The organism is Gayadomonas joobiniege G7 (assembly GCF_000300815.1).
In the GTDB taxonomy this organism is placed as follows: domain Bacteria; phylum Pseudomonadota; class Gammaproteobacteria; order Enterobacterales; family Alteromonadaceae; genus Catenovulum; species Catenovulum joobiniege.
This window is the reverse complement of record NZ_AMRX01000006.1, coordinates 112,326-127,215: the sequence shown is the minus strand read 5'-3', so window position 1 is coordinate 127,215 and position 14,890 is coordinate 112,326. Positions and strand designations below refer to the sequence as shown.

Genomic DNA, 14,890 nt, shown 5'->3' with positions numbered 1-14,890 from the left:
TTGACAATCACACTACTATAGCTTGCAAGATATAGAAAGAAATGACTGCTAATAAAGCTCCTGCCGGCAGAGTGACGACCCAAGATATGATAATGTTTCGGATCACTCCCATATTTAATGCAGCAACCCCGCGTGCAAGTCCTACCCCTAATACGGCACCTACCAAAGTTTGGGTGGTTGAAATAGGTAAACCTGTACCTGAAGCTATGACCACAGTTGACGCCGCGGCAAGTTCTGCCGCAAAACCTCGGCTTGGTGTTAAGTGTGTTATACCTTGGCCTATGGTTGCCATAACTCTATGACCAAATAACGCTAAACCACAAACGATACCAAAAGCACCTAACGGTAAAATCCACCAAGCTAACACGGCTTTGGAACCAATTTCGCCACCACTTTCAACCACGCTCACTACCGCAGCTAGCGGGCCGATAGCGTTGGCAACATCGTTTGAGCCATGTGCAAAAGCCATACAACAAGCGGTCACTATCATCAGTAAAGCAAAAATCTTTTCGACGCTCGAAAATTGGTTTTCTTTCGGTTGATCGTCTGAAATTTTTAAACGGCTGATTAATATATAACCTATGATGGCAACAACAATAGAAATCGCGATGGCTAACATAAATTCCTGCGCGGTTGACAGAGACGCAGATAAATCGGCAAATACGTGTTTTAAACCTTTTTTGATGGTTACAAGAGAAAGAACAAATCCAGCAAATGCCATATAAAAAGGGACATAGCGTTTAGCATATTTAATCGGGTTGTCGGTATCAAAGATCAGCTTTTGAGCACTCATAAATATTAAATATGCCAAAACGCCTGAAATCAATGGTGTTACAATCCAGCTTCCAACGATACCACCAACCTGTCCCCAGTGCACAGCTTCGGTACCAGCGCTAACAACTGAAAAACCTATGATAGCGCCAATAATCGAGTGGGTCGTTGAGACCGGCCAGCCAAAATATGATGCAACTGCTAACCAAATTCCGGCCGCCAGCAAAGAAGAAATCATACCAAGTACAAATAACTCAGGAATTGCTTCAAATGGGCCAGCATCTATGATGCCTTTTCTTATTGTGGAGGTCACTTCGCCACCGGCTAAATAAGCGCCGGCAAATTCAAAAATCATTGCAATAATAATTGCTTGTTTAATTGTTAGAGCTTTTGAACCAACGGATGTTCCCATTGCATTAGCAACATCGTTTGCACCTATACCCCAAGCCATCACAAAACCGACAACGCCGGCCAGGATGATTAACATTAACCCATACGTATCTAAAATATCCATTGCAACCCTTTATTATTTTGCCAGCAATAGTTCTAAGCGACTTGCAACTGCACCGGCAGAGTCCGCTAAGTCACCAATCCAGTCAACTATGTGATATATAAAAATGACATCAACCGGATTCAAACTAGATTCAATTTCAAAAACTTCTTTGCGCACTTGTATTTGCAAACGATCTGTATCAGCTTCTATTTCGTCTACTTCATGAATGAGCCGTTCAACTAAGTCAACTTCGCGGCCTCGAAAGCCTGTTTCTAACAACTCATCTAATTCATTTATTGCAGTTCTTGACAGCTTAACCGCATCTAAACTACGACTTAAAAACGCTTTAAATGTTGTTTGTGCTGACTCAGGTATGACAAGCTTACGGCCTATGATTCGGCCAGCAATATCTTGTGCTATGTTCGCAATTTTATCTTGTTTAACGAGCAGATTTAGGAGGTCTGAACGATCAACGGGTAAAAACAGTCCTTTCGGTAAGTGACTTCTGAGATCTTGTTTAATACTGTCGGCTTTGCGCTCTAGCTCGCTAATTTCTTTCTGAACCTTTTCGGCTGCTTCCCAATCACCATTAAAGCAGGCTGTAAAAAAATCTTCGAGTTTTAAACTGGTATCAGCTGCAACAACGATATGAGCCTCTAAAGCTTTAAATGGTGAGCGGGCAAATAATCCTAAAAACGTGTTTGTTGACATTAGTTGTTCCTCAGCGAATATAAAATCCTTATATTTTCGCAGCTTTTGTCTCTAACAGCCATTTATTTAGTAAATTTAACCAAATAAATGCAATGCAAATTAATGCCGCCAAGTTATCAAATTTAAATGTCAGTTTTGTTACAACAGTCATTTTGTAGAGCGTTTTTTTAATTAAATTTTTAGCCGCTAGGAATTCAGCTGATATATATTGTGCGTCATTGTTTTGTCACTTAAAAAATGTAATATATAAGCTTTTAAATAGAGCAAGGGAAACGGATTTACAACGCTATTAAGGCACCCGTCTAGGCAAACAAAAACCTCAACTGAAGAAATATGTTTGCCACAAAACTGAAATATTCAGTGTATTTAATAGATGTTTAAAATCAATTCGACGAATATATTATGGCAAAAGAACAATTATTTTTTGAAAAAGAACTCAGTTGGCTTTCGTTTAATGAGCGTGTTTTACAAGAAGCAGCAGATAGCTCTGTTCCTGTTGTAGAAAGAGTAAGATTTTTAGGTATTTTTTCAAATAACCTAGATGAATTTTTCCGCGTCCGAGTTGCCGATGTTCGTCGTAAAGCTCTTATCGAAAAGGAGCATGGTGAAACCCCAGTATCAGCTAAATTATTGGTTAAAATGCAAGATAAGGTTTTACAATTGCAGAGCCAATTTGACGCCATTTATAAAGATGTAACTCGCCAATTATCTAAACATAAGATCTATTTTGTCGAGCCTGATAAATTATCTGCTTTTCATATTGAGTGGTTGGAGCAATATTTTAAAGACAATGTATTAAAACATATTCGCCCTATCATCCCATCGTCAACTCGGCACCTGATTGATCTTTTAAACGACAATACAACCTATCTTGCCGTTCAAATATCGAATAACAATCAGCGCCAATATATCATCATAGATGTACCTACTGATGAGGTTTCTCGGTTTGTACTTTTGCCTGCAGAAAAAAGCAAAGTTAAAAAAGAAGTGATTTTGTTAGATGACATTATCACGCTAAACCTAAAAACCATCTTCCGAGGATTTTTTGAATTTGAAGACATCTGTGCATACTCATTTAAATTAACCCGAGATGCAGAATATTATATTGAAGATGAGATCGATCAAAGTTTAGTCGAACAAATGTCTGAAAGCTTAAAACAAAGATTTAGTTCAGATCCAACTCGAGTTGTCTACGATAGGGAAATGCCGCCAGAAATGCTGCAATTTTTGAAAAAACAATTGCATATTTCTGACACCAATGAAGGTCTATTGCCAGGCGGTCGTTATCGTAACTTTAAAGATTTTATTGGTTATCCAAACTTTGGGCGCAAGTACTTAGAAAATTCGTCATTGCCAGCCCTAACTAATCAGCAGTTTGCAAACCATGACAGTGCATTTGATGCAATCAGTGAAAAAGATATTTTATTATATTACCCGTATCACACCTTTGACCATTTTACTGAATTAGTTCGCCAAGCGGCATTTGACCCTGCTGTTACACATATACGCCTAAATATCTATCGTGTTGCTAAAAACTCTCGCATTATCCACTCATTAATGGACGCAGTTAAAAATGGCAAAAAAGTGTCTGTTGTGGTTGAGCTAAAAGCCCGCTTTGACGAAGAAAACAATATTGAATGGTCTCGCATCATGACAGACGCAGGGATCAAGGTTCAGTTTGGTATTCCAACACTCAAAATTCACTCTAAACTTTGTTTAATCCATCGTTTGGAAGGGAACGAAACGGTTCGGTATGCACATCTAGGAACAGGGAACTTCCACGAAAAAACAGCGAAAATTTATACAGACTTTAGTTTGTTCACGCGGCATGAAGAAATTACTCGGGAAGTAGAAAACGTATTTGATTTTATTCAACACAGTTATAAAAGATTTAAGTTCTATCATTTAATGGTTTCGCCAATAAATACACGCTTAGGCATCACCCAGATGATAGATCAAGAAATAAGCAATGCACGGCTTGGTAAAAAAGCTGAGATTTCAGTTAAAGTCAATAATTTGGTGGATGAACCTATTATTTTAAAGCTTTACGAAGCGAGCCAGGCTGGGGTCAAGATCCGCATGATTATCCGAGGTATGTGTGCACTCGTCCCAGGGGTTAAAGGGCTCAGTGAAAATATCGAAATAATCAGCATAGTCGACCGCTTCTTAGAACACCCTAGGGTGATGATTTTTGAAAATAATGGTGATAAAAAAGTATATATTTCATCAGCCGATTGGATGACCCGAAATATAGAACACCGAATAGAAGTGAGTTGCCCTATTTACGAAGAAACCTTAAAACAACGTATCATTGATATTTTTGAGCTACAATTTAAAGATACAACTAAAGCGCGACTTATCGACGCTGAGCAAACAAATCAATATGTTTCTCGCGGCAACCGTAAAAAATTACGCTCACAAGTTGAAATTTACAACTATTTAAAAAACGTTGAAAAAACTTATAAAAGCCCAGACAATAAATAGCTGGACCACCAAAAACGGAAACACATGTCTTTACAAGAAACTCAACAATGGCCGTCCGCGGAGACGGTCGCTGCACTCGACATAGGCTCCAATAGTTTTCATCTAATTGTTGCTCGAATTGTCGATGGATCTTTGCAAACTTTGCATAAAATTAAACATAGGGTCAGACTTGCAGAGGGGCTTAGTGAAGATAACCTGCTTGACGAAGCAGCGATGAGTCGTGGCCTAGAAACCCTAACTCAAATGGCTCAAACGCTTCAAGGTTTGCCACAAAGTTCAGTCAGAGTGGTTGCAACCTACACCCTACGCAAAGCCACCAATGCGAATGAGTTTTTGACACGGGCTTGGGAAGTGTTCCCTTATCCTATTGAGATCATTCCAGGTACCGAAGAAGCACGACTAATTTATCAAGGTGTCGCTCACACGGTCGCCGGAGATGACAACCGCCTTGTGATAGATATTGGTGGGGGGAGCACTGAGTTTATTATTGGCAAGCATTTTACCCCGCTTAGAGTTAACTCTCGCTCAATGGGCTGCGTAAGTTATACCCAGCAGTTTTTTGCCAAAGGAAAAATTACTGAACGTTGTTTCCAACGGGCCATCATTGCTGCAGAACAAGAATTAGAGCCGATTTCTGACGATTACAAAACAACCGGATGGCAAACTGTCCATGGAACGTCTGGCACAATTAAAGCCATTCGAGAAGCCATCCGCCAAAACGGCTGGAGCCAGGATCAGATCACAGCTAAGCACTTAGAAAAACTAAAACAAACGCTTATTAGTTATGGGCATGTGGATAAAATAGATATTCCGGGTGTTAGTGAGCATAGGCGACCAGTTTTAGCGGGTGGTTTAGCGGTATTGATCGCAGCGTTTGATAGCCTGGATATTAAAGCTATGGTGTATGAAGACGCTGCGCTTCGAGAAGGCGTTTTATACGAAATGGAAGATAGATTTCAACATCATGATATTCGCCAGCGCACTGTTGAAAGTTTACGTAGTAGGTATGCGATCGATCTAAAACAAGCAAACCGAGTGGGTGTTTCCGCCGCTTTTATTTACACCCAAGTCAAAAATGAATGGGGGTTTGACAGTGACGAATATAAACATTTGTTAGCTTGGGCAGCTTGTTTACACGAAATTGGTTTACACATTCATTCTACCGCGTACCACAAACACTCGGCTTATATTTTGCAATTTACCGATATGCCCGGTTTTAATACTGAGCAGCAATTATTGATCGCAAACTTGTGCCGTTTTCACCGTAAAAAACTCAAACTTAATGAATTAAGCAACTTCAACCTGTTTAAACAGAATCAAGTTGTGCGTTTGATTCGGGTCCTGAGAATCGCCTCGGTTTTAAACTTGCGCCGAATCGAAAATTATCTTCCAGGTTATGCGGTTAACGTATCAAAAGAAGACATTAAAATAGAGTTTCCAGATGGGTTTTTAGATCAACAACCCCTGCTAATGGCCGATCTAGAATTAGAATCCCAGATGCAAAGTGAAGCAGGTTTTAATTTTAATTTTTGCTGACCTCTTCAAAAACAACCATATCAGCCGGGAACGAAAATGAGAACCGGCTACCTTCACCTACCACACTACTTATTTCTAACTCACTTTTATGATGTGCTAAAACGTGTTTTACGATAGATAACCCTAACCCAGACCCCCCGGTAGCACGTGAGCGGGCTTTGTCTACTCTGTAAAATCGCTCAGTTAACCGATTTAAATGTTTTTCTTCAATACCATCTCCGTTATCTGATACTTTAAAACATGCCGTGCCTTTGTCTTTGCAGTAACACCATATAACGTCAATCTCTCCGCCAGCAGGCGTGTAACGAATTGCATTTTTGATCAAGTTAGTAAAAGCGCTACGAAGTTCTTCTTCAACACCAAAAATTTTTACTTGTGGGTGAATATCAAAGCGGATTTTATGACCTTTATCAGCATTTAACTGATTGGCTTCTTTTTCAATCAGGCTCATTAAATTAGGTACATCAACGACATGTTCAAAAATATTTTCTTCGTTCGCTTCGATACGGGATAAAACTAACAATTGATTCACCAGACTAAACATTCGAATGGTTTGATCTGACATCATATCTACAGCTTTTGTGCCCGGCAGTGCTTGCGCCATATCGGGATCTTGCATCATTTCCAAATAGCCCTGCAGAACTGTTAGCGGCGTACGTAGCTCGTGAGAAACATTTGCAATAAAGTCTTTACGCATCTGATTCAGGCGCTGCATCTGAGTCACATCACGTCCCAAAATCAAAATTTGACCCAGCGCGTAAGGCACCATACGGACCTCTATAATGCTATCACGCCGAGTCGGTGAAGGGATCAACACCGGCTCTTCTGGCAAAGTCTGGCTTTGAGCATGCAAATTAAAATGTTGAATAAACTCGGGATAACGCAACAGATGTGTAATCAAAACCCCATTATCGTCTGGCCACCGCAAACCAAACAACTGGCGGGCCAAGCGGTTACACCAGATAATTTGCCCTGAGCTTTCAACCACCACGGCAGCGTCGGGCAAGGCTTCGGCACCATCTCTAAACCGCTTTAACACTTGGCCTAGCTCTTTACGTCTTTGCCGGTTCTTTTTTTGCAACCGATAAATACCATCAAAAATCTCTGACCAAAGACCATTGCTTGACGGTGGATAAAGATTTTTTTTACTGCTTAGCCAGTCACTTAACTGTATTAAGTTATAGCTATACCAAAGCACCAATACCAATAGCACCAAACCAATACAGAGATACATTTGATCAATGATTAGACCCAATAAAGCCGCAAACCCTAATAAAAGGAGTAAGCGGTAAAAAACTCGGTAAAAATGTTTGGCTAACGGCATTGTTTATACTTTAGACGAAAAACGATAACCTGCGCCGCGCACAGTCTGGATCATTTTATCATGGCCATGTAGTGAGATAGCTTTACGCAAACGGCGGATATGTACATCTACCGTTCTATCTTCAACATATACGTTAGTTCCCCAGACATGATCTAATAATTGTTCTCGGCTGTAGACACGCTCTGGATGTGACATAAAAAAGTGCAACAACTTAAACTCTGTCGGCCCCATATCTAAACCATCTTCATTAGCAGACACGCGGTGAGAAACTGGATCTAAGTGTAATCCTTGGATCTTTATTGTTTCTTCTACACTGGTTGGCGCTGCACGTCGCATGACAGCTTTAATTCGCGCCAGCAATTCTTTTGGTGAAAAAGGTTTAGTCATATAATCGTCAGCACCGACTTCTAAACCTCGAATTTTATCTTCTTCTTCACCACGAGCGGTCAGCATTATAATTGGAATATTGCGGGTAAATTCATTTTGTTTTAGCTGCTTGGCTAATTGAATGCCACTACCACCAGGTAACATCCAGTCCAACAAAATTAAATCAGGGTAAGGTTCTGTGATTTTCTCAAGCGCTTCGCTAAAGGTTTCAGCTTCCAGTGTGTAATACCCTTTTTGTTCTAACGCAAATACCAACATATCTCGGATTGGCATTTCGTCTTCAACAACCAGAATTCGACTCGACATGATTTATCTCATTTAATTTATAAAACAATTATTTTGATTATCTGGCAATAGTTTGACATTTTTATTAAATACAAACGATAAAATCTAGTGGTTTTTTGAAAAAACAAAAAACACCCTAAAAAATACCATTTAAATTCAATTATTTATAAATTTAGGAGAGAAAATTTTATATGACACTTGGAATATAAATTTCATCAAAGTGTCATATAAACTGCATGTTTTATTTACGCTTATAATGTTTCATCATGCGTTTACGGTTACGCACTTGGCTTAGCGTTAGTTTGTTTTTGCGTCCTGCAAAGGGGTTGTTCCCTTCTTTAAACTCAATTTTGACAGGTGTTCCCATCAACTCCAGACTCCGGCGGAAATAATTCATCATATACCGCTTATAGGCATCAGGCAGATCATGAACTTGGTTGCCGTGAATAACTATGACAGGAGGGTTATGACCCCCTGCATGGGCATATTTTAATTTAACACGCCGGCCACGTACCAGAGGTGGTTGGTGCTCTTCTTGGGCGCTCTCCATAATTCGAGTTAACATGGAGGTTGTCAAACGACGCGTAGCGGATTGATAAGCTTCAATCACAGACTCAAACAAATGCCCAACCCCTGTACCATGTAGTGCAGAGATAAAGTGTAAGCGGGCAAAGTCTATAAAACCTAATCGGCGATCAATTTCAGATTTAATACGGTCTTTTACATCTGTATCCAATCCGTCCCATTTATTCACGGCCAGCACGATTGAACGCCCCGAGTTTAGGGTAAAACCTAATAAGCTGAGGTCTTGCTCACTTAAACCTTCACGCGCATCTATCACCAATAATACAACATTTGCGTCTTCGATCGCTTTAAGTGTTTTAATCACAGAAAACTTTTCAACGGTTTCGTGAATACTCTTGCGTCGCCTAACACCGGCTGTATCAATCAAAGTATAAGCCTGACCATCACGTTCCATCGGAATATAAATACTGTCTCGTGTAGTCCCTGGCATGTCAAAAACAATAACCCTTTCTTCGCCCAGAATCCGGTTGGTCAGCGTTGATTTACCAACATTAGGTTTACCCACAATGGCCAATTTTATCGGTTTGTCGTCATCATCGTCTTCAATTTGTGGTTCATCTTGTTCATCAAAATCGGCTGATTCGTCATCCGGTTCAGGCACATAAGCTTCTGGGAACTCGTCAATAATAGGTGCAAAGGTTTTTTCAATTAAACCTGTGATACCACGGCCATGAGCAGCGGCTATTTGGTGTACGTCACCAAGGGCCAACGCATAAAACTCAGCGGTTGCTGAATCTGCATCTATGCCATCTGTTTTATTTGCAACCAAGTACACTCGTTTGTTTATTTTACGTAAGTGCATCGCTAACATTTGGTCAGCAGCGGTCACCCCTGCCCTAGCATCCACCATAAACATGACGATATCAGCTTCGTCTATCGCGGCCATAGATTGACCGGCCATTTCTGCGTCAATGCCTTGCTCATCTCCCGTAATGCCGCCGGTATCAATCACAATAAATTGATAGGCACCATAACTGCCTTGGCCATATTGACGATCGCGAGTTAAACCGGGAAAGTTTGCCACTAAGGCGTCACGACTATGCGTAAATCGATTAAACAGCGTTGATTTTCCAACATTTGGACGTCCAACAAGGGCAATAACAGGGATCATGGTTTAACTCCACAGAAAAACGGGCATTTGCAAGGGATGCGGATTATATACGTTAGCGGGTACTGGATGCAATTTATAGTGGCTGAGTATGCAGATAAAAGCCACATTCATCAACTTCTAATACACTTGACTGATGATACCAATCACCTAAAACGATTCTGACACCACGTTGCGGTTCTAAATCATGTAAATGAATCCCAGGTCTATGAGTGTGACCATGGATCATAAGTTGAACGCTCACATCCTGCATTAACTTTTTCACAGCAGGCGGATTCACATCTAACAGATGCATATTGTTTTGATCAGCTTGTTTATTTTTGCTTTTTGCACGGCCAGCGCCAAAAATTTTATGCCGTGTATTTTTACTTAATAAACGGGTAAATACCCACTGCAACCACTTTAAACGTACCTTTTTTCGATACTTTTGGTAAGGCTCATCTTGGGTACACAGACTGTCACCATGCAATATGACAGCTGCTTGGCCGAACAATTCAATCACAGTATGCTCATCTAATAACTGCACACCTGTTTCTTTGGCAAACCTTTTACCAAGTAAAAAGTCGCGGTTACCGTGAATAAAATAAACAGGACATAAACTTTGCTGGATATGCTTTAACGCGGATTTGATAGGCTTTAACCATGTCGCGTTTTCATCATCGCCGACCCAGTACTCAAAAAAATCGCCTAAAATATAAATGGCACTGCTGTCATCCGGTAATTGATGGCAAAATTGCAAAAACGCCCGTGTCATATCCGGGCGCTCGGCACTCAAATGTAAGTCCGAAATAAAATATACTCGCATAGCGACCTATTCTACTTCAGTCTCTTCAATTTTAATGGCTTCTAAAGGGACATCCGAATGCATACCGTGATTGCCCGTTTTTACCGATTTAATTTTTTCAACAACGTCCATGCCTTCAATCACTTCGCCAAACACACAATAACCCCAACCGTCCATAGTTTCGCTGCGGAAATCTAAAAACGTATTATCTTTAACATTGATAAAAAACTGGCTGCTTGCTGAATGCGGATCCATCGTACGTGCCATGGCCAGAGTCCCTACTTTATTACTCAAACCATTGTTTGCTTCGTTTTTGATGGGTTCATGTCCTGATTTCTGTTCCATGTCTTCAGTCATGCCACCGCCTTGCACCATAAAATTATCAATAACACGGTGAAAAATAGTGCCATTGTAAAAACCTTCTTTGGCGTAACGCAAAAAGTTTGCTGCTGTCGCTGGCGCTTGTTCTTCAAACAAACGAATCTTAATATTACCTAAAGTCGTTTTAAAAATTATCATACGAGTGAATGCTCTTAATTAAAAACAGGTGGCTATTGTACTCACGCAAACCGCTCAGGGGAAATAAAAATCTAACTTTTGTCGAACGCAGTGTTAGAATAGCGGCCAAATTTTACTACAACCCTGATTGGATAATGTGAATAATGTTACAGATATATAATACGTTAAGTCGACAAAAAGAAACCTTTAACCCAATTGAAGCGGGTAAAATCAGTCTTTATGTTTGTGGTGTCACCGTATACGATCTGTGTCATATAGGCCACGCCCGCACCTATTTAGCATTTGATAATATGGTGCGTTATTTACGCTTTTCTGGCTATCAAGTGCATTATGTACGCAACATTACGGATGTGGATGATAAAATCATCAAGCGTGCATTAGCCAATAACGAAAGCTGTGAGCAACTAACCGAACGTACGATTTCGGATATGTATCAGGATTTTGATGCGTTAAACTTATTGCGTCCAGATACCGAGCCAAAAGTCACCGAGCATATGGATGCAGTGATAGAAATGATCCAAAGCCTACTGGATAAACACCACGCCTATATTGCAAGCAATGGCGACGTTATGTTTAGTGTGGCTAGTTTTCCTCAATATGGACAATTAAGTGGTCAAGACATCAGTCAACTTCAAGCGGGTGCGCGGGTAGATTTAGACACTGCAAAAGATAACCCGTTAGACTTTGTTCTGTGGAAAATGGCTAAAGCCGATGAACCTAGCTGGTCATCACCTTGGGGCAATGGTCGTCCGGGCTGGCACATTGAATGCTCGGCGATGAATAACCGAATTTTAGGTGCACACTTTGATATTCATGGCGGTGGTTCAGATTTATCATTTCCACATCATGAAAACGAAATTGCACAGTCCTGCTGCGCACTAGAAACACCTTATGTAAATTATTGGATGCATACAGGTATGGTGCAGGTCAATCAGGAAAAGATGTCTAAGTCGTTAAACAACTTCTTCACCATACGCGAAGTTTTGCAAGCCTACCCTGCCGAAACTGTGCGTTATTTTTTACTGTCAGGCCACTACCGAAGCCAGTTAAATTATTCGCAAGAAAACCTACAACAAGCACAAGCTTCATTAGAACGTTTATACACAGCTATCCGAGGTGTCAAAGCAGAGCGAACAACCTTAGATAAAGCTAATCCTTTTGTGAATAAATTCTGTGCGGCAATGGATGATGATTTTAATACCCCAGTCGCACTGTCTGTGTTATTTGATTTGGCACGAGAAATTAATGCAGCCAAACAATCTGACACCGCACAGGCTAGCCAACTAACCAGTATATTATTAGGTTTAGCTGATTTATTGGGCATTTTGCAATCACCAGCAGATGAATTTTTACAGGGCGGTCAGAACTCAGATGAAGTCGCACAAATTGAAGCTTTGATTAAACAAAGAAACGATGCACGCGCAGCCAAAGACTGGGCCACCGCCGACGCCGCCCGGGATGCATTAACTGCAATGGGCATTGTATTAGAAGACGGCGCTGGCGGCACTCAGTGGCGTAAAAAGTAAGCAATCAAATCAACTTTGTTGATTTTTTAAGCGGTGTCATATCCGGATCAGATAAATACTCTGGTCTGGGTTTAATACCGCCAAACGGCTCTTGTACTTTGTTTTTTACACTATTATAAACAAACATGGCAATTGAACGTGGCCAAGGTGATAAATTATCCGGTGAACCATGTAAAATATTGCATTCATGCAAAACTAGCGTGCCCGGCGGGCCATAGATCCCTTGAATGCCTTTATCGTCTAACATAGCTTCCAGGCTCTCTGGCTTAGGTACTCCAGCTTTTTGTTGCCGTAATGAAGTTTTATGATTATCCTGCGCGGTTGTGCCTTCGCAAGAGACGAATTTTTTGTGTGAGCCAGGCACAACATACAAGGGACCATTGTAGGGGGTATTTTCAGTTAACATGATCCAAGCCGTAACGGCCCGCATTCTCGGCATCCCGTCTTCAACATGCCAAGTCTCAAAATCTGAATGCCAAGCAAAGGATTTACCTTTAAAAGCCGGTTTAATGTTTAGCCGTGATTGCATGACATAAGCCTGCGAAGCCAATATTTGTTCAACAGGGGTTAAAATACGCGCATCTCGACTAACGTCAGCTAAAAATTCACTGTGTCTGTGCAACGCAAACAAACTGCGTAATTCACCACTATCGGGCTCTAAAACACGCTCATCACGACCAGCCAATTTCTTTTTTAAAACTTGAGCTTCATTTTTGATAGAGTCGACCAAAGACGGTAAATAATTTGGTAAAACCAGAAATCCGTCTTCATCAAATTGTTTTAGCTGGGATGGACTTAGGGACCAAGGGCTTTCTGATTGCTGATCGCCATATACTACGGGATCTTTGCGATTAATAATTTTTTCTTGCTGCCCAACTCTGGATGGATATAGATCCTGAGCCGTGTGCATATAAACCTCCTATCAGTTTGTCTGTTTCGTACTAATTTCCACCTTGATTAATCTTTGTTTAGCACATCTAAAATGATCTGCTCTCTTTGTATGTGACGTGAGCATTTTTAGTTCACTTTTGTGACGGAGAAATTTTATCGATTTGCTCACTAATTTCAACTCGCTCAATAGATTTGAAGCGTTCACTGATTTTTCCTGCTGATGTATGGATTTTTTGCACATCGGTCGCGGCTTGATTAATGTGTTTAGCCAACTGGTCAAATCGCCCTTGAAAACGAACAAAATCTTCACCAAGCGCTAATAAATGCTTTTGAATCAGATGCATCTGACCTCGGGTTGCTTCATCTTTTAAGACTGCACGGGCTGTGGTCAATACCGCCATTAACGTACTTGGGCTCGTGATCCAGACTTTTTGCTGCCAAGCATATTCGACTAAATCACTATGATAGGCATGTATTTCGGCAAAAATAGCTTCGGCTGGTAAAAACATAATGGCACTGTCCGCAGTTTCAGGTGGCTGTATATACCGCTGTGCAATATCATTTATGTGTTTTTTAATATCTATTTTGAACTGGCGTTGATAGACACGTTTGTATTGCTCATTGTTTTCATTCTGAGTCATTTTGCGAAAACTTTCTAACGGAAACTTAGCATCGATCGCTATGTGCCCAGTCGGTTTTGGTAAATATAAAATACAGTCTGCGATGCGACCATTTTTAAGTGTTTTTTGTAGTGCATATTGATCGGGCGCCAATACGTTATCAATTAATGCATTCAGTTGCACTTCGCCAAAAGCGCCTCGACTACGCTTGTCGGTCAGCACATTTTGCAAACTTACAACATTACCAGACAATTCGCTGATTTTTTTCTGCGCCTCGTCGATCAACGCCAGACGCTGTAAAATATCTGAAAAAGTTTTTACTGTATTTTCAAACCCTTCACTCAGTTTTTCATTCATTCGCTGCGACATTTTATCAAGCCGTTGTTCGGTTATATTTGCCAGCCTTTGTAGCTGTTCATTCATCTGTTGGCTTTGTTTATCAACCGCTTTAACCAATTCATTTCGATGCTCTGAATGTTGTCGGTTAAGAGTTTCTACTAAATGTAAGCGGGCTTCAGATGCGTTATGTTCATTCTGCTGAAGCTGATTAATCAACTGGTTGGCCATTTGGTTTTGCCTATGTTCAAGCGCCGCAAAAGACTCATGCTGCTGATTCATAATCGAAATCCGCAAATCATTCAGCGCCTCGTTTACATCAAGATTACGTTCATTGTGAACTATTAGGTGTTTATTTATCTGTGCTATCTGACGCACTAAAAATAACAGGGATGCGAATACAATCAACAAACCACTGCATACTATCATTTGAAACTCTGTCATAGTATTTTGTAGAACACTGTAAAAATTTACAGGTAAGCTAACATAGAAGCGGGGGCTGAGGCAATGCGCCGCCGGCTGGCAGCGCA

Annotated in this window: 12 protein-coding genes; 3 read left to right on the top strand and 9 right to left on the bottom strand. The window is 40.7% G+C overall.

Translation table 11 applies throughout. The annotated features are described in order from the left end of the window. Positions 1-7 precede the first annotated feature (7 nt). Positions 8-1,285 carry an inorganic phosphate transporter gene (locus C727_RS0107680; protein ID WP_017445044.1) on the bottom strand — a complete coding sequence of 426 codons (1,278 nt, stop codon included), beginning with the start codon at positions 1,283-1,285 and terminating at the stop codon, positions 8-10. Positions 1,286-1,297: 12 nt separating this feature from the next. Next, positions 1,298-1,975 carry a TIGR00153 family protein gene (locus tag C727_RS0107675; protein ID WP_017445043.1) on the bottom strand — a complete coding sequence of 226 codons (678 nt, stop codon included), beginning with the start codon at positions 1,973-1,975 and terminating at the stop codon, positions 1,298-1,300. A gap of 402 nt (positions 1,976-2,377) precedes the next feature. Between C727_RS0107675 and ppk1 the strand changes: the two genes are divergently transcribed. Both ppk1 and ppx read left to right on the top strand, forming a co-directional pair. Further along, on the top strand, positions 2,378-4,459 hold the full coding sequence (gene ppk1 / locus C727_RS0107665; protein ID WP_017445041.1) for a polyphosphate kinase 1: 2,082 nt from the start codon (positions 2,378-2,380) through the stop codon (positions 4,457-4,459). A 24-nt stretch (positions 4,460-4,483) separates the two neighbouring features. Further along, positions 4,484-5,995 (top strand): exopolyphosphatase, encoded by a 1,512-nt coding sequence (gene ppx / locus C727_RS0107660; protein WP_017445040.1) that lies wholly within the window; start codon positions 4,484-4,486, stop codon positions 5,993-5,995. Here ppx and phoR read toward each other — a convergent pair. From phoR to C727_RS0107635, 5 genes are all read right to left on the bottom strand, one after another. Beyond that, the gene (gene phoR / locus C727_RS0107655) at positions 5,982-7,319 is read right to left on the bottom strand and encodes a phosphate regulon sensor histidine kinase PhoR (RefSeq protein ID WP_017445039.1); all 1,338 of its coding nucleotides are present in this window, start codon (positions 7,317-7,319) and stop codon (positions 5,982-5,984) included. The two genes, ppx and phoR, sit on opposite strands and share 14 nt — an antisense overlap. Before the next feature lie 3 nt (positions 7,320-7,322). Beyond that, complete coding sequence (gene phoB / locus C727_RS0107650; protein WP_017445038.1) at positions 7,323-8,012, bottom strand: phosphate regulon transcriptional regulator PhoB; 690 nt, start codon at positions 8,010-8,012, stop codon at positions 7,323-7,325. Positions 8,013-8,232: 220 nt separating this feature from the next. Beyond that, a complete protein-coding gene (gene der / locus C727_RS0107645; RefSeq protein ID WP_017445037.1) occupies positions 8,233-9,687 on the bottom strand; it encodes a ribosome biogenesis GTPase Der in 1,455 nt (484 codons plus the stop codon). Between the two features lie 73 nt (positions 9,688-9,760). After that, positions 9,761-10,489 (bottom strand): UDP-2,3-diacylglucosamine diphosphatase, encoded by a 729-nt coding sequence (locus C727_RS0107640; RefSeq protein ID WP_017445036.1) that lies wholly within the window; start codon positions 10,487-10,489, stop codon positions 9,761-9,763. Between the two features lie 6 nt (positions 10,490-10,495). Then, positions 10,496-10,987, bottom strand: a complete 492-nt coding sequence (locus tag C727_RS0107635; RefSeq protein WP_017445035.1) for a peptidylprolyl isomerase — start codon at positions 10,985-10,987, stop codon at positions 10,496-10,498. 143 nt (positions 10,988-11,130) lie between these two features. Here C727_RS0107635 and cysS point away from each other — a divergent pair, with 143 nt between their 5' ends. Then, the gene (cysS, locus tag C727_RS0107630; RefSeq protein ID WP_017445034.1) at positions 11,131-12,513 is read left to right on the top strand and encodes a cysteine--tRNA ligase; all 1,383 of its coding nucleotides are present in this window, start codon (positions 11,131-11,133) and stop codon (positions 12,511-12,513) included. 4 nt (positions 12,514-12,517) lie between these two features. Here the strand turns inward: cysS and C727_RS0107625 are convergent, their stop codons facing one another. After that, the gene (locus C727_RS0107625) at positions 12,518-13,423 is read right to left on the bottom strand and encodes a phytanoyl-CoA dioxygenase family protein (RefSeq protein ID WP_017445033.1); all 906 of its coding nucleotides are present in this window, start codon (positions 13,421-13,423) and stop codon (positions 12,518-12,520) included. Positions 13,424-13,535: 112 nt separating this feature from the next. After that, the gene (locus tag C727_RS0107620; protein ID WP_051008728.1) at positions 13,536-14,804 is read right to left on the bottom strand and encodes a DNA recombination protein RmuC; all 1,269 of its coding nucleotides are present in this window, start codon (positions 14,802-14,804) and stop codon (positions 13,536-13,538) included. Between the last annotated feature and the right edge of the window lie 86 nt (positions 14,805-14,890).